General features: G+C 73.4%; 16 protein-coding genes. 7 read left to right on the plus strand and 9 right to left on the minus strand.

The window, feature by feature from the left end:
* Positions 1-72: 72 nt before the first annotated feature.
* On the plus strand, positions 73-1,080 hold the full coding sequence (locus DEI97_RS13845; RefSeq protein WP_111074503.1) for a LacI family DNA-binding transcriptional regulator: 1,008 nt from the start codon (positions 73-75) through the stop codon (positions 1,078-1,080).
* Between the two features lie 235 nt (positions 1,081-1,315).
* Here DEI97_RS13845 and DEI97_RS13850 read toward each other — a convergent pair whose 3' ends face one another.
* Genes DEI97_RS13850 through DEI97_RS13865 form a run of 4 tightly spaced genes read right to left on the minus strand, consistent with a single transcriptional unit; the run spans position 1,316 to position 4,203 of the window.
* The gene (locus DEI97_RS13850; RefSeq protein WP_111074502.1) at positions 1,316-1,987 is read right to left on the minus strand and encodes a DUF4166 domain-containing protein; all 672 of its coding nucleotides are present in this window, start codon (positions 1,985-1,987) and stop codon (positions 1,316-1,318) included.
* The gene (locus DEI97_RS13855) at positions 1,984-2,631 is read right to left on the minus strand and encodes an SRPBCC family protein (protein WP_111074501.1); all 648 of its coding nucleotides are present in this window, start codon (positions 2,629-2,631) and stop codon (positions 1,984-1,986) included. The genes DEI97_RS13850 and DEI97_RS13855 overlap by 4 nt, the downstream gene beginning before the upstream one ends.
* Before the next feature lie 52 nt (positions 2,632-2,683).
* Positions 2,684-3,367, minus strand: coding sequence for an esterase/lipase family protein (locus DEI97_RS13860; protein WP_258376673.1), 684 nt, complete (start codon positions 3,365-3,367; stop codon positions 2,684-2,686).
* Positions 3,368-3,414: 47 nt separating this feature from the next.
* Positions 3,415-4,203: an alpha/beta fold hydrolase gene (locus DEI97_RS13865; RefSeq protein WP_111074500.1), complete on the minus strand. Its 789-nt coding sequence runs from the start codon at positions 4,201-4,203 to the stop codon at positions 3,415-3,417.
* Positions 4,204-4,321: 118 nt separating this feature from the next.
* On the opposite strand from DEI97_RS13865, the gene DEI97_RS13870 reads away from it, so the two are divergent.
* From DEI97_RS13870 to DEI97_RS13880, 3 genes are all read left to right on the plus strand, one after another.
* Positions 4,322-4,804: a hypothetical protein gene (locus DEI97_RS13870; RefSeq protein WP_111074499.1), complete on the plus strand. Its 483-nt coding sequence runs from the start codon at positions 4,322-4,324 to the stop codon at positions 4,802-4,804.
* A gap of 115 nt (positions 4,805-4,919) precedes the next feature.
* The gene (locus DEI97_RS13875) at positions 4,920-6,251 is read left to right on the plus strand and encodes an NAD(P)/FAD-dependent oxidoreductase (RefSeq protein WP_253464423.1); all 1,332 of its coding nucleotides are present in this window, start codon (positions 4,920-4,922) and stop codon (positions 6,249-6,251) included.
* Between the two features lie 150 nt (positions 6,252-6,401).
* Positions 6,402-7,604, plus strand: a complete 1,203-nt coding sequence (locus DEI97_RS13880) for an acyltransferase family protein (protein ID WP_111074497.1) — start codon at positions 6,402-6,404, stop codon at positions 7,602-7,604.
* 105 nt (positions 7,605-7,709) lie between these two features.
* On the opposite strand, the gene DEI97_RS13885 is transcribed toward DEI97_RS13880, so the two are convergent.
* Both DEI97_RS13885 and DEI97_RS13890 read right to left on the minus strand, forming a co-directional pair.
* Positions 7,710-8,948 carry an MFS transporter gene (locus DEI97_RS13885; RefSeq protein ID WP_111074496.1) on the minus strand — a complete coding sequence of 413 codons (1,239 nt, stop codon included), beginning with the start codon at positions 8,946-8,948 and terminating at the stop codon, positions 7,710-7,712.
* Positions 8,945-9,169 (minus strand): hypothetical protein, encoded by a 225-nt coding sequence (locus tag DEI97_RS13890; protein ID WP_181439200.1) that lies wholly within the window; start codon positions 9,167-9,169, stop codon positions 8,945-8,947. The genes DEI97_RS13885 and DEI97_RS13890 overlap by 4 nt, the downstream gene beginning before the upstream one ends.
* A 116-nt stretch (positions 9,170-9,285) precedes the next feature.
* Between DEI97_RS13890 and DEI97_RS13895 the strand changes: the two genes are divergently transcribed.
* Positions 9,286-10,485: an FAD-dependent oxidoreductase gene (locus DEI97_RS13895; protein ID WP_111074495.1), complete on the plus strand. Its 1,200-nt coding sequence runs from the start codon at positions 9,286-9,288 to the stop codon at positions 10,483-10,485.
* A 150-nt stretch (positions 10,486-10,635) separates the two neighbouring features.
* On the opposite strand, the gene DEI97_RS13900 is transcribed toward DEI97_RS13895, so the two are convergent.
* From DEI97_RS13900 to DEI97_RS13910, 3 genes are read right to left on the minus strand one after another with little or no spacing between them, the layout of a single operon-like run.
* Complete coding sequence (locus DEI97_RS13900; protein ID WP_111074494.1) at positions 10,636-11,802, minus strand: N(5)-(carboxyethyl)ornithine synthase; 1,167 nt, start codon at positions 11,800-11,802, stop codon at positions 10,636-10,638.
* A gap of 31 nt (positions 11,803-11,833) precedes the next feature.
* Positions 11,834-12,703 (minus strand): UbiA family prenyltransferase, encoded by an 870-nt coding sequence (locus DEI97_RS13905; protein WP_111074493.1) that lies wholly within the window; start codon positions 12,701-12,703, stop codon positions 11,834-11,836.
* A gap of 33 nt (positions 12,704-12,736) precedes the next feature.
* Entirely contained in the window at positions 12,737-13,645 is a 909-nt protein-coding gene (locus DEI97_RS13910) for a DMT family transporter (protein ID WP_111074492.1), read from the minus strand.
* A 70-nt stretch (positions 13,646-13,715) separates the two neighbouring features.
* On the opposite strand from DEI97_RS13910, the gene DEI97_RS13915 reads away from it, so the two are divergent.
* A complete protein-coding gene (locus DEI97_RS13915; RefSeq protein ID WP_111074491.1) occupies positions 13,716-14,564 on the plus strand; it encodes a LysR family transcriptional regulator in 849 nt (282 codons plus the stop codon).
* A gap of 57 nt (positions 14,565-14,621) precedes the next feature.
* Positions 14,622-15,434, plus strand: a complete 813-nt coding sequence (locus tag DEI97_RS13920) for a fructosamine kinase family protein (RefSeq protein WP_111074490.1) — start codon at positions 14,622-14,624, stop codon at positions 15,432-15,434.
* Positions 15,435-15,505 lie beyond the last annotated feature (71 nt).

Below are 15,505 nucleotides of genomic sequence, written 5' to 3' on the forward strand. Positions count from 1 at the left end.
GTCCGACACGGACCCGGTTCCCCCGCGCGGCGACCCGCCGAGCGGCTGCCGCCACCGCGCTACGGTGCTCTCATGCGCGCCACCGTGCGGGACGTGGCCGCCCTCGCAGGGGTGTCCCCGAAGACCGTCTCCAACGTCGTCAACGGCGGTGTCGTCGTGCGCCCGGAGACCCGCGCCCGCGTCGAGGCGGCGGTCGTCGAACTCGGGTACGTGCCGAACCTGTCCGCCCGGGGGCTGCGGAACGGCCGGACCGGCGCGATCGCAGTGACGTTGCCGGAGCTCGCGAGTGCGTACTCGGCCGACCTCGCCCGCTGGTTCGTGGTCCTCGCGCACGACCGCGGCCTGGTCGTGCAGCTCGAACAGACCGCGACCGACCCGGAGCGGGAGCGTGACCTGGTCTCCCGGGCGCGGGCGCACCTGGTCGACGGGCTGGTCCTCAACCCGGTGTCGCTCGATGCCAGCACCCTCGCGAACACCGCCGGACTGCCGCCCACCGTCGTGATCGGCGAGGTCGAACCGGAGCACGTCGACCAGGTGCACGTCGACAGCCGGGCGGCGGCGCGCGAGGTCACGACGATGCTGCTCGACCGCGGGCACCGACGGATCGCGATCGTCGGTGCCGAGCAGGACGACGCGGTCACCGCAACCGCCCGCCTGCGGCAGCTCGGCCACGAGGACGCGCTCGCCGCACAGCTGGTCCCCGTCGACCCGGCCCTGCGGGTCCCGCTGCCGGAGTGGACGACCTCGGCCGCAGCGAGGACGTTCGGCGAGTGGCTCGACCGGAACCCGCTGCCCGACGCGGTGTTCGCGTTCACCGATTCGATCGCGTTCGGCGTGCTGCACGTCCTGGCCAGCCGGGGCGTCCGTGTGCCGGAGCAGGTGAGCGTCGTCGGGTTCGACGACGTCGACCAAGCGGCGTTCGCGGTGCCCGCGCTGACGACGGTGTCGTTCGACCGGCGGGACTTCGCGGCGGCGGCCCTCGACCTGCTCGAGCGGCGCATCGAGGACCGGGAGGCGCCGGTCCGGACCGTCGTCGTGCCGCACCGGATCGTCGAGCGCGCGAGCGTCGCGGGGCACTGAGGACGCTCGGGGTGACGGGTCCGGGGGCGTCCTCAGCCCCGAGGTCGCATGAACTGCTGCCACCGGGTACCCGCGACGGCAGATTGTGCGACCTCAGCTCGGGGCGGCCGGCATGTCGTGCGACCACGGCAGGAGCGTCGCCGTCGTGAGTGACCTGGAGGAGGACATCGCGACCGGCCACATCCCGTCCCGGCGCGCGGCGGTCGACGGCGTCCTCGACATCTGACCCGGACGGCTACGTCCGCGCCTCGGTCCGCCGCGGCTTCAACCGCTCGGGGGCGTCCGTCGCCGGCACCCATTCGCAGGTGAACGACCCGCGGTAGCCGAAGAGGAACCCGAACAGCCGGTTGCGGACCTCGAGGTCGACGTGGAACGACTCGTCCTCGTCCGACCACCACTCGTGCAGGGTCGCCCGCCCGCTGAACAGCATCGGGAACCGGAACGACAGCGGTCCCTCGTGGAACCGCTGCGCGTCCGAGGTCAGGACGAGTCCACCGCGCTCGTCGACGGCCAGGTCGAGGTCGACCGCCAGGTGCTGGTGCGAGCCCAGGTAGTCGAGCACCCGACCGTCGACGAGCACCATCGTCGCGTCGAACCGTGCCGTGCGGCCGGAGCGGACGGAGTACGTCCGCACGAAGGTCACCGTCTCGCGGCCGAGGGCATCGCGGTACGGGTAGTTCTCGATCGTGAACGGGACGTCGTCACCGACGTCGGGGACCAAGATGTTCCGGAGCCGGCCGATCTGCAGGAACGGCACCGTCCACCAGGGCCCGCGGCGGATCGACTGCATGACACCGCGTCCGACGCACGCCTCGGCGGCGTCGAGTCCGACGCCGAACCGGCGCTGCATCATCGGGTGCAGCCGGTCGAAGTCGGCACCGAGCGCCTCCTGGAACACCGAGGTCATGCCGTTCCTCCGGGTCGGGACGTCGCACTGGGTCGGGCGAGGGACGCCAGGCTCGCCGGGGCGTCCCGCAGGTGGTCGGCTCGGCGCGTCCCGCCGGCGGGTGCGCGGAGCGTCCGGGAGGCCCGTGGCCGGTCCCGCCGCCAGACCGCCAGCACGCTGCCGAGCGGCCACGCCTCCGGCGCGGCTCCGCCCTCGAGCCAGATGCGGAGCCGGTCGAAGCTCCAGGCGGTCGCCCACCCGAGCAGCGGCCGGACGACGAGGTCGAGCGGCCCCCATCCGGATTCGTAGTCGTAGCCGGTGATGAACCGCGTCCGGCCGTCGTCGGTGGGCATGTACCGCCAGTAGCCGCGGCCGGTCCGGATCGGGGACAGCCGGTCCTCGGTGGCGAAGCGGAGAGCCGAGGTGCGCGTCCCGTCGTCGCGACGCCGCTCCCCGATCGAGATGCCGGTGCCGTGCACGTCGTGGACGGCGGACCGACGGACGTAGGTGAACCGAGCCGATCCGTCCGGTTCGGCTGGCTCGGGGAGGATCTCGGAGAACCGGATGTCCCAGCGCACGTGCTGCCGCGGGTCCTGCGTGGCGGCCCAGACCGCGTCGACTTCGGCGTCGATCACCGTCTCGACGTAGATGCTCCGGCTGGCCACGGGGCTGAGCGTAGTGCCGGCCCGAGCGCCACCACCAGCGACACCGACGCCGTCAGTCCCCGTCCGCCGCCCGCAAGACGGCAGCCGCCGTGCGCCGATCGCCGAGGATCCGGAAGTGCCCGCCGAGGTCGAGCCGCACGTTCTCGGCACCCGTCAGCTCGCTGCCGCCCGGGATCAGGGTGTCGAACACCGCGTAGACCGAGGTGATCCGGGCGTTCGCGTCGAGCTCCCGAGCAAGGCCCGCCAGCACCGGGTCGGCGGCACGGAACACCCGGAGGTGCCGGACGGGTGCCAGGACGGCGTACTTCGAGCCGGCGAACGGCGTCGACACCGCCACCATCCGGTCGATGCGGCCGTGCGGATCGAGCCGGGTCATCGCGTACTTGCCGATGAGGCCGCCCTTGCTGTGCGCCAGGACGAGCGCTCCGTGCAGGTCGTGCTCGTCGAGGTACGCCATCACCTCCTCCGCGGACAGCGGCACCGGTTTGACGTTGTGCCGGAGGACGGTGAGCACGTGCACCGGGTGGCCGCGGTCGTGCAGCACGTCCATCAGCGGGCGCATGAAGTGCCAGGTCTCGTACACGCCCGGGATCACGACGACGGGCTGGCGGTCGCCGGTCCGGTAGTCGTCGGCGGTGGTCGGTCCCCCGCTGCGGACCTGCCAGACGACGGCGTAGACCCAGTCCAGCAGCGCCCACCGTGCGCGTCGCACGAGTCCGACACGGACAGGAGGCACGGCTCCCGTCGTCCGTGTCTCCCCGCCCCCGCCGGTGGTCGCGTCGGTCACTGCGGCACCTCGTCACGACTGGCCTCGAGGGTCTGCACCCGGCGGAACTCCTCGATGAGCCGGGCGACGGCGACCGGCTGGCGCTCCTGCACGTGGTGGCCGCCCGGTAGCTCGACGAGCGCCCCGCGGGAGGCGGCGCCGACGACCCGCTGCCCCCAGTCGTGCTTCGCGATCGGGTCCTGTTCGCCGCGGAGGACGAGCACCGGCACGGTGAGTGCTCGGACCCGGTCGAGCATCCGGTAGTCGCGCATCGGTCGGAGCTCGCGGAGGTACTGGGCTGCGCTCCGGAGGTAGTCGGTGAGGACGACGGCGTTCATGCGGACGCCCTCGAACGTGCAGTCGACGGCGAGCGCGGTGGCGAGCCGGACCAGCGAGCGTCGGTGGTCGTCGACGACGGGGCCGATGAGCACGACGGAGGACACGACGTCGGTGTGCCGGAGGCCCGCTTCGACGGCGACCTGGGTGCCCATCGACTGGCCGACGACGACGAGGTCCCCGGCGCCGCGCTCGGTGACCGCCCGGACGACGAGGTCGGCGTACTCGTGGGCCTCGAAGCGACGGCCGGAGTACGGCAGCCCGCCGAAGCCGGGCAGGTCGACGGCGACGGTGCGGTGGCTGCGCGAGAGCGCGGCCTGCAGTCGGCGGAAGGAGCGGTGCGACATGCCGATGCCGTGCACCAGGACGACGGTGGGGGCGAACGCGTCGTGCAGGCGGCCGGCGGGCGCCACCGTCCGGAGTCGGACGCGGTGTCCGTCGACCCGGACCGTCTCCACCAGCGCGCGCATCCCCCGAGACTATGCCGGGGGCCGACCGCCACCTGGGAGAGCTGCGCAGCCCGTGATCCGCAGCGCGGGGACAGCCTGGTCTTCGACTCCTGCAAGGTCCGCGGGGTGCACTACGGCCATGACCGACACGACCCCTCCGGAACGACGACCCGACGAACGGCACGGCGAACGCCACGACCAGCGCCCTGACGCCTGGGCCGCTGCTCCGGCCGCAGCGCCGACCGCCACCCTCTCGCCGCCCCCACCGTCCTGGTACGGCACGCCGACCCCGGCCCCGACCCCTGCCACTGGCCCGGGCACCGCACCCGCGGGTCGGAGCACCCCGCACCCGCCGTGGTTCTGGCCGGTCATCGCGGCGGCGATCGGCCTCGGCGCCCTGCTGGTCGGCGGTGGCGTCGGCTTCGCGGTCGGGCACGCGGTCGCGAGCCACAACGTCTCCTCGTTCACCGGCCCGGGCACCGGCCAGTACGGCCCGCGCGGGCAGTCCGGGAGCGGGCAGTCCGGAACCGGCGGGAACGGGACCGACGGGAGCGGCAGCACGAGCAACGGCAGCACGCAGGAGCTGCCGGGCGGCGCCGCCGTCAGCCCCCAGGGGAGCTGAGCCGACCGGGGTGCGGGACGCTGCCGGCGGACCCGACCCGCGCCTCCCGGCTGGATGCAGACCGGAGGTCGGCAGAGGTGGACCGCGGGGACGCCTGACCGGCGTACCCTTCTGGGTGGCCCAGACCGCACGACAACCGGAGCTCACCATGCCGCAGGACACCCGCCCGCACGTCGTCATCGTCGGCGGTGGATTCGCCGGGATCGCCGCCATGCGTGAGCTGAAGGACGCTCCGGTGCGGGTCACCCTCGTCGACCGCCACGTCTACAACATGTTCCAGCCGCTCATGTACCAGGTGGCGACCGGCGGCCTGAACGCCGGCGACGTGACCTACTTCCTCCGCAGCCTGCGCGCCCGCCAGTCGAACGCCGACTTCCGCCACGGCCTGCTCACCGGCATCCGGCACGACGAGCGGATCGCCGAGATGTCCGACGGCGAACACCTGCAGTACGACTACCTGATCCTCGCGAACGGCGTGAACACCAGCTACTTCGGGACGCCCGGCGCCTACGAGTACGCGTACTCGATGTACTCCCGCTCGCAGGCGCTCCGCATCCGCGACGAGCTCTTCACCCGCCTGGAGCAGGCCGCGGCGAAGCAGGGCCCGGACGAGATCCGCGTCGTCATCGTCGGCGGCGGTGCGACCGGCGTCGAGATGGCCGGCGCGCTCGCCGAACTCCGTGACCAGGCGCTGGTCGGCGCGTACCCGGAGATCGAACGCGGCAACATCTCGATCACGCTCGTGCACCGCAGCGGCGAGCTCCTCAAGCCGTTCGCTCCGCGCCTGCGCCGGTACGCGGCGAAGATCCTGCGGAAGCGCGGTGTCGTGCTGCGCCTGAACGCCGGCGTCGAAGAGGTCATGCCCGACGGCGTCCGGATCGCCGGCGGCGAGGTCATCCCGGCCTCCCAGGTGATCTGGGCGACCGGTGTGTCGGCACACAAGGAGGTCGGCAACTGGGGTCTGCCGCAGACCCACGGTGGCCGCATCCAGGTGAACGACGACCTGAGCGTCAAGGGCGTCGAGCGCGTGTTCTCCGCCGGTGACATCGCCGCGCAGGACAGCGCGCTGGCGCAGCTCGCGCAGCCGGCACTGCAGGGCGGCAAGCACGCGGCCGAGCAGATCAAGCGGCTCCTGGCCGGCAAGCCGACCGAGCGGTTCAAGTACTTCGACAAGGGCACGATGGCGACGATCGGCACGAACGCCGCGGTCGCCCAGCTCCGTGGCGGGATCACCATGGTCGGGCCGGTCGCGTGGGCGGCGTGGGTGTTCGTCCACATCACCAGCCTGCTCGGCAACGGCAACCGGATGTCGACGCTGACCCACTTCTTCGTCCGCTACGTGTGGTTCATGCGGAAGCGCTCGATCCCGATCGTCGGCGACGTGCGCCCGGTCCGTCCGAACGGCGACCGCGAGCCGGAGCCCTGGCAGCTGCAGAAGGCGGAGTAGCCGCCACCGCACGACAGCCGTCACCACGTGACGGACGGGAGGCTCCCCACCGGTCCGGTGGGGAGCCTCCCGTCCGTCGTGTGGTCCATCGTTCAGCCGGGACCGGACAGCACTGAGCCGGTTCATGGACTGCCGGAGCACACTGGCCGGATGACCCGGACCGCAGCCCCGGCGCCATCCCCGACGACCGTCCACCGGACGGGGACCGCAGCCGTCAGTACACAATCGAGCGCGCCCGCACCCCTCGCCTCCCGCGCCCTGGCCCTCGACGGCCTGCGCACCGTCGCGATCGTCATGGTGATCCTGTACCACCTGCACGTGCCGCAGTTCGAGGGCGGGTGGATCGGCGTCACCGTGTTCTTCGTGCTCTCCGGCTACCTGATCACCACGCTGCTGCTCCGCGAACGCCGGAAGACCGGCACCGTGCGACTCGGCACGTTCTGGTGGAAGCGCCTGCTGCGGCTCTACCCGGCGCTGGTCGCCCTCGTCGTCGCCGGACTGCTGCTCTGGAACTGGGTCGGCGACTACAAGGGCGCCTCGTTCTCGGCGGGCGAGGCCGCGTTCATCGCCCTCACCTACACGGGCAACCTCTACCGCTCGTTCTGGGACACCACGCAGGGCGTGTTCGCGCACACGTGGAGCCTGTCGATGGAGGAGCAGTTCTACCTGGTCTGGCCGCCGGTGCTCGTGGTCCTGCTCGCTCTCGGACGCCGTCGTCGCGCACTCGTCATCGGGCTGTCCGCGGTGATCGTCGCCGCCTCCGCCGCGACCTGGCTGAGCTACCGCACCCCCTCCGGCGGGTCCACGCCGGACGTGTACTTCTCCCCCGTGCTCGGTGTCGTGCCGCTCGCCACCGGGTGCCTGCTCGCCCTGCTGCTCGACGACGACCGGTTCCGGGCGTTCGCCGCGGGGCTCGCCGGACACGTCGGCACCTGGATCGGTGCGGCCGTGGTGCTCGGGGTGCAGTTCTGGATCGGCGACGACTGGACCGAGCACGCCTGGACCTTCGGCCTGCTCATGCCGGTGACCGGGCTCTTCGCCGCGGTGCTGATCGGCGGACTCGTCTCGGTGCGGACTCCGGTGTCCCGGGCGCTGTCCTGGAGCCCGATCGCCTGGTTCGGCCGCCGGGTGTCGTACTCCGCGTACCTCTGGCACCCGCTGGTCATCGCGCTGCTCGGCACGTTCGCGATCGGCTGGTTCGGCAACGTCTGGCTCTTCGCTGCCGCTGTCGTGGTGTCGATCGGGGCTGCCTACGCGGTCGAGGTGCCGGTCGAGAAGCTCCGCGCCCGCGCCCGGGAGGCCCGCCGACTGGTCGCCGAGGACCGCGCCGCGCGCAGCGCCGCTACGAGCTGACGGCCCCGGTCAGCGGCGGCGGCTGGCCTGCCGTCTGGTGAGGTGGTGTGGTGTCGGGTGGTGTGGTGTCGGGCGTGACCGCACGCGGGACCGGAGCCTGCGGGATCAGGCGAGTCGTGCCTCCAGGACCGTCACCCGCCGGACGCTCGGCGTCACCGCGGCCGCCACGGTGGCGACGACGATGAGCACCGCGCACCCGAGCAGGGTCGGCGTGGTGCCGACCGTGTGTGCGAGCGGGCCGACGAGTGCCTCGCCGAACGGCACGGCGACGACCGACCCGACGGCGTCGTACGAGTAGACGCGGGCCAGGACGTCCCGTGGCACGTTCGTCTGCAGGGACTGGTCCCACGCGATCGAGAAGACCTCGATGGCGGCTCCGGCGACCGCGAACGACACGATCAGCGCCGGCACGGAGGGGCGGATCGCCAGGGTGAGGACCGGCACCGCGGCCACGACCATGAGCGCCACCCCGATGCCGAGCGCGTGGCGGGGGTGCCAGCGGAGCGCGACCACCGCGCCGACCGCGAGTCCGACCGACAGCGCGGCGACGACGAGGCCCCACGCCGCCCTGCCGAACGACGCGTCGGCGACGACGGGCCCGAGCACCGCCGTCGCTCCGACGAAGGCGGCGTTGAGCACGGCGAACTGCAGCACCACGATCCAGACCCAGCGGCGGCCGACGAACTCGCGCCAGCCCTCCCGGAGGTCCGCGACGACCGAGGTGCGCTCCGTCCGGCCGGCGTCGGCGGCCCCGCGCGGCAGTCGCATCCGCCCGAACAGGACCCCGGCCACGGCGAAGCCCGCCGCGTCGACGGCGAGCCCCCACCCGGGTCCGACCACCGCGACCAGTCCGGCGCCGGCCGAGGCGCCGAGGATGCTCCCGCCGTTGAGGCCGAGGCGGAGCAGGGCGTTCGCCGGCCGGAGCTGCGTCTCGGGGACGGTGTCGGGCACGAGTGCTCCCGCGGCGGGCAGGCTGACGGCGGCGACCGCTCCGTTCAGGACGCTCAGCACCACGAGCGACGAGATGCTCGCCGACCCGGTGATGACGAGCACTGCCACGGCGCCCTGCGTGACGGCGGCCGCGAACGACGTCCCGACCAGGACCACGTCCCGCGGCAGCCGGTCCGCGATCACCCCGCCGAACAGCAGGACGGCGACGTTCGCGACCGAGCGGGACGCCACGACGAGGCCCAGGTCCGCCGCGGACCCGGTCAGGTCGAGCACTGCGAACGCCAGGGCGATCGGGACGACGGCGTTGCCGAGGATGCTCGTCGTCCGCGCTGCCAGCAGCCACCGGAAGGGCGCAGACCGGAGCGGACCGAACCGGTCGACCGTGGCGCTCACGAGCGGCGCAGGGGGCAGAGGGCGGCCGTGACGGACTCCGGACGCGTGCCGGGCGTCCGCGGGGGCCGGGCGGCTGCGTGCAGGATCGCGGACGCCTGTCCGATGTGCTGCACCACCCGACGCCAGGTCTCCGGGTCGACCCAGAGTTCGGCGTCCGTGGTGACCCCGGGGCCGTCAGCCTGCGCGTGGGCGGTCGCGCGGAGCTCGTCGACGGTGGACATGAGGGCATCGTGGCAGCCGGGCCACACGACCGTCAAAGGGCTCTTTGGGGGTCCGGCCATCGTTCACGATCCGCACCCCGACCGCCCGCACGCCCGGCCCTGCGTAGGCTCGCCCCGTGACCACGGACACCACGGACGTCCTCGTCGTCGGCGGCGGACCGGTCGGCCTGTTCCTCGGCGCGCTCCTCGCAGCACGCGGCACCGCGGTCCAGGTGTGGGAACGCCGGACCACCGAACCGGTCGGCTCCCGCGCCATCGGCATCCACCCGCCGTCGCTCGACGCGTTCGCCGAGGTCGGCCTGGCCGGTCCGGTGCTCGAGGAGGCCGTGCTCGTCCGCACCGGTGTCGCCCGCAGCCGCGGCCGGGTGCTCGGCGCGCTGTCGTTCGACCGGGCCTCTGACACCCACCCGTACGTGGCGACGCTCGACCAGCACCGCACCGAGACCCTGCTGCGCGAGCGGTTGGTCGCCGCCGCGCCCGAGGCCCTCCGGACCGGCACCGCACTCGTCGATCTCGCCCGCCACACCGGCCACGTCGACGCGACCGGTACCGACCGGGACGGCCGGACGGTCAGCGTCCGGGCCTCGTTCGTGATCGGTGCCGACGGCGCCCGCAGCGTCGTCCGGGACCTGCTCGGCATCGGCACGACCGGCCGCGACTACCCCGACCGCTACGTGATGGGCGACTTCGCGGACCCCGAGGACGCCGATGCCCGGGCGACCGCACTCGTCGACGTCGGATCGGCCGGGGTCGTCGAGTCCTTCCCCCTCCCGCGCGGCCGCCGCCGCTACGTCGCGCTCCTCCCGGACGACGACCCGCTCGTCGACGAGTCCGCCCCGACCACCGCAGCCGACGCACCGGAGGCGGGTCGGGCCTCCCGGCTGGCCGCGATCGTCCGCGACCGCACCGGCGTCGCACCCGACCCGGCCACCTGCTCGATGCTCAGCGGGTTCCGTGTCCGCCGGCGGACCGCCGACCGCATCGGCGTGGGACGCGTCGTCCTGGTCGGCGACGCGGCCCACGAGATCAGCCCGATCGGCGGGCAGGGCATGAACCTCGGTTGGCTGGACGCGGCGGACCTCGCGCCCCTGCTCAGCGACGCGGTGCGCACCGGTGCGGCCGGACCGTGGCCGTCCTACGCACGGCGCCGACAGGCCGCCGCCCGTCGAGCGGGTCGGCAGGCCGAGGCGAACATGGCCCTCGGACGTGCCGTCCCGGACGCGGTCGGTGTCGGCCGGGAGGCGCTGCTCCGGTCCGTCCTGGCCCTCCCGACCTCGGGTGCGCTCGCCCGGCTCTACGCGATGGCGTGGGCGTAGTCGGTCCGGTCGGACAGACGGACGGACGGGCGGCTCATCGAGACGGGCCCGACTGTGCAGGACGCCGCCGAGCGCCCAGGACGCCGCAGGATTCGGCGGCGTCTCGGGCCGACCGACGTGTCTCGGCCAGACGCCGTTCCGGTCGCCTCGTCAGGCGGTGACCGCGTGCGGGTACTCGGTCGCACGACCCTGGAACGCCAGGATCGCGTCGTTGCGGACCTGCCCGTCCTCGATCTCGATCGCCCGGCGGATCGTGTCGGACTCGGCCCAGGCCGACGGCCCCGACATCACGGTCCGGAGGAACGGCATCAGCGCCTCGCTGATCTCCCACGTCGACGAGTTCCAGAGCAGTGACGGGCTGTGGTCGACGGCGTAGTAGTTCGTCGAGTCGCCGACCGTGACCATCGGTTCGGCGAAGGACGTCGAGCGTGCCCAGTCGAAGCCCATGCCCTCGTCGATCGACACGTCCACGATGAGGCTGCCGGGACGGAAGGCGTCGAGGTCCTCGGTCCGCAGGTAGGTCAGCGGCGCGTTCGGGTCCTGCAGCGTGCAGTTCACGACGATGTCGTTCTCGGCCAGGTAGGGCGCCAGCGGCACCGGGCCGTCGGGCGTCCGGACCGTGCTCGCGAAGGGCTCGTGGTCGTCGTGCTCGAACTGCAGGATGTCGACCGACGGGATCGGCGACCCGACCGCCGCGATGTCCCGGTTCGTCAGGACGCGGACGTCGTGGACCCCGTGCGCGTTCAACGCCGTGACGGCCCCACGAGCCGTGGCACCGAAGCCGATCACGACGGCGGTCAGGCGACGGCCGTAGTCCCCCGTCGAGCCGCAGAGCTGCAGGCCGTGCAGCACCGAGCAGTACCCGGCGAGCTCGTTGTTCTTGTGGAACACGTGCAGGCTGAAGCCGCCGTCCTCGCGCCAGTGGTTCATGGCCTCCCAGGCGATCAGGGTGAGCCGCTTGTCGATCGCGAGCTGCGTCAGCTCCTGGTCCTGCACGCAGTGCGGCCACCCCCAGAGCACCTGCCCGTCGCGGAGGTCGGCGAGGTCGGCGGCGAGCGGCTTCGGCAGGAGCACCACGTCGGCGGTGGCGATGATCTCGTCGCGCGTGGCCATGCCGGCGACGAGCGGCTCGAGGTCGGCGTCGGGCACACCGAACCGGTCCCCGTACCCACGTTCCAGGACCATCTGCGCTCGGAGGTCCGGGTCGATGCGCCCGAGGTGGGCGGGGTGGATCGGCAGGCGACGTTCGTCGGCCTTCCGGGAGACGGCCAACACCCCGAGCCGGAGCAGGAGGGAGGTGGGCGTGGTTTCGGTCATGGTGCACTGTAGCGGCGCACCCGAGCGGGACTCAGGCCACGAGGGCTGCTCCGGCGAACCCGAGCTCGACGACGAGCACGAGCGACGACGCGATGACGAGCCGGAACAGCGTGCGCGTCGGCGGGCCGGTGAGCACGAGCCGGACCCCGACCACCGCGAGGACGACCACCACGACGGCACCGAGGACCGCGAGCACCGCCCCGACACCACGGACCGGGTCGTCGCCACCGATCTGCCCGACGAGCACCAGGACGGCAGCGACGACGAGCGAGCCGAACGCCACGATCCCGGAGGCGTGCAGTCCGAGGCGGTGCGGGAAGCCCCGGACCCCGGTGGCCGCGTCGTCGACCAGGTCGGGCAGGACGTTGGTGCAGTGGATCGCGATGCCGAACACCGCTCCGGTGGCGATCGCCCACGTCGCCGGCCACCCACCGTCGGGGCCTGCGGCGACCGCGACGACCGGCAGCAGTCCGAACGCCACGACGAACGGCACGACCGAGGCGACGGACCGCTTCAGTCCGGCGTCGTAGGCCCAGCCGGCCGCGACGAGGACGACGTGGGCGACGGCGGCGACCGGGCCGAGGAACAGCGAGAGGACGACGGCGACCCCGGCGGTCACGAACGCGGCGGTCCGGACGGTGCCGACGGCGATCAGGCCACGGGCGACCGGCTTGTCGCTCCGCCCCACCGCACGGTCACGGTCGGCGTCGATCCAGTCGTTCGCGAGCCCGATCGACAGCTGACCGGCGACCACGGCGAGCGCCACGAGCAGCACGACCCAGAACGGGTGCCCGACCGCGGTGGCGATGACCGCGGCGAGGACGGTGACGGTGACGGTCGGGCCGGGGTGCGAGGACGCGAAGAGCAGGCGGACCGTCGAGGTGGTCGGGGCGTCGGGCACCCGGCCAGCGTACGGGCCGGGCGGTGCCGCCGGTCACACCGTCGAGGCCGCGACCCGTCGCCGCCGCGCCCCGAGCAGCCCGGAGGCCAAGGCGATCCCGGCGAGCACGACCAGCCCGCCCACGGGCTCGTTCCACCGCAGCGGCTCACCGAGCACGAGGACGCCGAGCGCGACCCCGACGACCGGCGTCAGGTAGGTCACCGTGGAGGCCCGGCCCGCGCCCCACGCACCGACCAGCCGGGTGTTCCACGCGTAGGCCAGCCCCGTGCCCACGGCACCCAGCGCGACCATGGCGCCCACGATCCTCCAGTCCAGCTGCACCGGACCGGTGGCGACGACGGGCGCGACCACCAGCATCAGCCCGGCCGCCAGGGTGAGCTGCACCGTCGCGACGGTGGTCGGGTCGTACCCGCCGCCGACGCCGAAGCGGCGGAGCCACGCGAGGCCGATGCCGTACGAGGCGGTCATGCCGAGCAGCGCGACCTGGCCGGGGACGCTCGCCAGGACCTCCGGGTCGCCGAGGACGTCCCACGGCCCGACCAGGACCAGCACCCCGACGATGCCGAGGACGATCCCGGCCACCTGCCGACGGCTCAGCCGTTCGGTGGGGACCAGCACGGCCAACGCGAGCAGCGTCATGATCGGCGTCGTCGCGTTGTAGATGCTCGCGAGGCCCGACGGCACGGTCTGCTCCGCCCACGCCATCAGCGACGACGGGACGGCGTTGAGGAACACCGCGACGACGAGCAGGTGCCCCCAGACCCGCTTCTCCCGCGGCCAGCGACGCCGCGTGACGACGAGCACCACGACGAGCGTCAGCGCACCGAGCACGGTGCGGACGGTGGCGACCTGCTGGGGGGCCAGGCCGTCGAGCCCGATCTTCGCGAAGAAGAAGCTCGATCCCCAGGTCAGGGCGACGAGCACGTAGAGGACGGCGTTCATGTGGCCTAGTCTCGGCACACCACGCACATGCGGCAAACGCATGGACCTCATGCCGACATGAAGGAGACGCATGACCGTCTCGCTCCCCCAGCTCCGCGCCTTCGTCGCGACCGTCGACGCCGGCTCGTTCACCACGGCGGCCGTCGCCCTCGGGGTCGGCCAGTCCGCCGTCTCGCACGCCGTCGCCGGACTCGAGCGCGAGGTCGGCGGCCCCGTCGTCCGCCGCGGCTCCGCGACCGTCCCGACCCCGCTGGGCGAGCGGCTGCTGGCCCACGCCCGCAGCGTGCTCGCCTCCGTCGACGCCCTGGAGGCCGTGGTCCGGCCCGCCACGGCCCGCGGCACCGTGCGCCTCGCCGCGGTGCCGACCGTGTGCCAGGGACTGCTCCCGCGCCTCCGGGAACTCTGGTCGGTGACGCTGCCGGACGTCGACGTGCAGGTCTACGAGGGCGACGACGACGAGATGCCGGAGTGGCTCGAGGTCGGGACGGTCGACGCCGCGGTGCTCGTCGACCCGGTCACGGTGCCGGACGGCGGGGTCGTCGTGGCGAGGGACGAGATGGCCGCCGTGGTGCGACGCGACCACCCGCTCGCCGATGCCGAGGCGTTGACGCTCGACGACCTGCACGACGACGGCCTGGTCGCCGGCGGCGGGGGCTGCGAGCACCAGATCCAGCGGATGCACGAGCTCGCGGGGCAGCCCTTCCGGTACGCCCATCGGGTGCGGGAGATGAGCACGATGTTCGGCATGATCGAGCGTGGCGAAGGGGTGTCGATCGTGCCGACCCTCGGCCGCGTGATGCTGCCCGCGGGGCTCGTGATGCTGCCGGTGGCGCCGCGGTACGAGCGGACCCTGGTGCTGTCGGGGCCGTCGTCGCGGGCGTGGCACCCGTTGGCGCGGGCGCTGGTCGACGCGGTGTGAGGCGTGCGCGGTGAGCGCGGTGAGCGCTCGTCGGGCGTGCGCGGGCAGGATGGGGTGATGTCGGAGACCTACGTCAAGACCTTCACCAGCCCGGACGAGGCCGCTGCCGAGGCGGCCGGACTGGAGTGGCTCGCCGAGGCCGAGGACGCCGGCGGCACCCGCATCGCCCGGGTCGTGGCGCGCCCACGTCCGACGGTGTTCGAGCTCGAGTTCATCTCCGACGCAGCACCGTCGGCGGCACAGGCGGAGCGCTTCGGTCGTTCGCTCGCCCACACCCACGCTGCCGGGGCGTCGCACTGGGGAGCGCCGTCGCCCGGGTTCCCCGCGAACGGGCCGCTGCGGATGGGGCGCTCGCGGACGCCGTTCGTGCCCGCTGCCGAGGCGCCCGACAGCTGGGGCGAGTTCTTCGCCGAGTACCGGATCCGCGACTACGTGCAGCGCATCGTCGACGCGGGCGGCTACGACGGGTCCGAGGCCGCCGTGTTCGAGCGCGTCTGCGACCGGCTGGAGGACGGCACGCTCGGCTCCCCGCAGCCCGCACTGGTCGGTGACGGCCCGGCCCGACTGCACGGGGACCTCTGGGCCGGCAACGTGCTGTGGCCCAGGGACCGGTCCGAGCCGACCGGAGCGGTGCTCATCGACGCGAACCCGCACGGTGGGCACGCCGAGACGGACCTGGCGCTGCTCGCACTGTTCGGGCTGCCCCGGCTCGAGACCGTCCTGGCCGCGTACGACGCCGAGTCGCGCCTGGCGGCCGGGTGGCAGGAGCGCGTCGAGCTGCACCAGCTGGCACCGCTGCTGTTGCACGTGCTGCTGTTCGGCGGCTCGTACACGGATGCGGCCCTGCGCGCAGCCCGCCGCTACGCCTGACCCCTCCCGCAACCCGCAACGTCGGCGGCATCTCGCAGCGGTGTCCCGTTGCGGAGCGTCGCCGACGTTGC

It is taken from the genome of Curtobacterium sp. MCLR17_032, from assembly GCF_003234795.2.
GTDB lineage: Bacteria > Actinomycetota > Actinomycetes > Actinomycetales > Microbacteriaceae > Curtobacterium.

Excerpts from the sequence above, each read along its gene's own strand:
- DEI97_RS13845 (WP_111074503.1), top strand. The coding sequence starts at position 73 with ATGCGCGCCACCGTGCGGGACGTGGCCGCCCTCGCAGGGGTGTCCCCG.
- DEI97_RS13850 (WP_111074502.1), bottom strand. The coding sequence starts at position 1,987 with ATGACCTCGGTGTTCCAGGAGGCGCTCGGTGCCGACTTCGACCGGCTG.
- DEI97_RS13865 (WP_111074500.1), bottom strand. The coding sequence starts at position 4,203 with ATGCGCGCGCTGGTGGAGACGGTCCGGGTCGACGGACACCGCGTCCGA.
- DEI97_RS13870 (WP_111074499.1), top strand. The coding sequence starts at position 4,322 with ATGACCGACACGACCCCTCCGGAACGACGACCCGACGAACGGCACGGC.
- DEI97_RS13880 (WP_111074497.1), top strand. The coding sequence starts at position 6,402 with ATGACCCGGACCGCAGCCCCGGCGCCATCCCCGACGACCGTCCACCGG.
- DEI97_RS13890 (WP_181439200.1), bottom strand. The coding sequence starts at position 9,169 with ATGTCCACCGTCGACGAGCTCCGCGCGACCGCCCACGCGCAGGCTGAC.
- DEI97_RS13900 (WP_111074494.1), bottom strand. The coding sequence starts at position 11,802 with ATGACCGAAACCACGCCCACCTCCCTCCTGCTCCGGCTCGGGGTGTTG.
- DEI97_RS13910 (WP_111074492.1), bottom strand. The coding sequence starts at position 13,645 with ATGAACGCCGTCCTCTACGTGCTCGTCGCCCTGACCTGGGGATCGAGC.
- DEI97_RS13915 (WP_111074491.1), top strand. The coding sequence starts at position 13,716 with ATGACCGTCTCGCTCCCCCAGCTCCGCGCCTTCGTCGCGACCGTCGAC.
- DEI97_RS13920 (WP_111074490.1), top strand. The coding sequence starts at position 14,622 with ATGTCGGAGACCTACGTCAAGACCTTCACCAGCCCGGACGAGGCCGCT.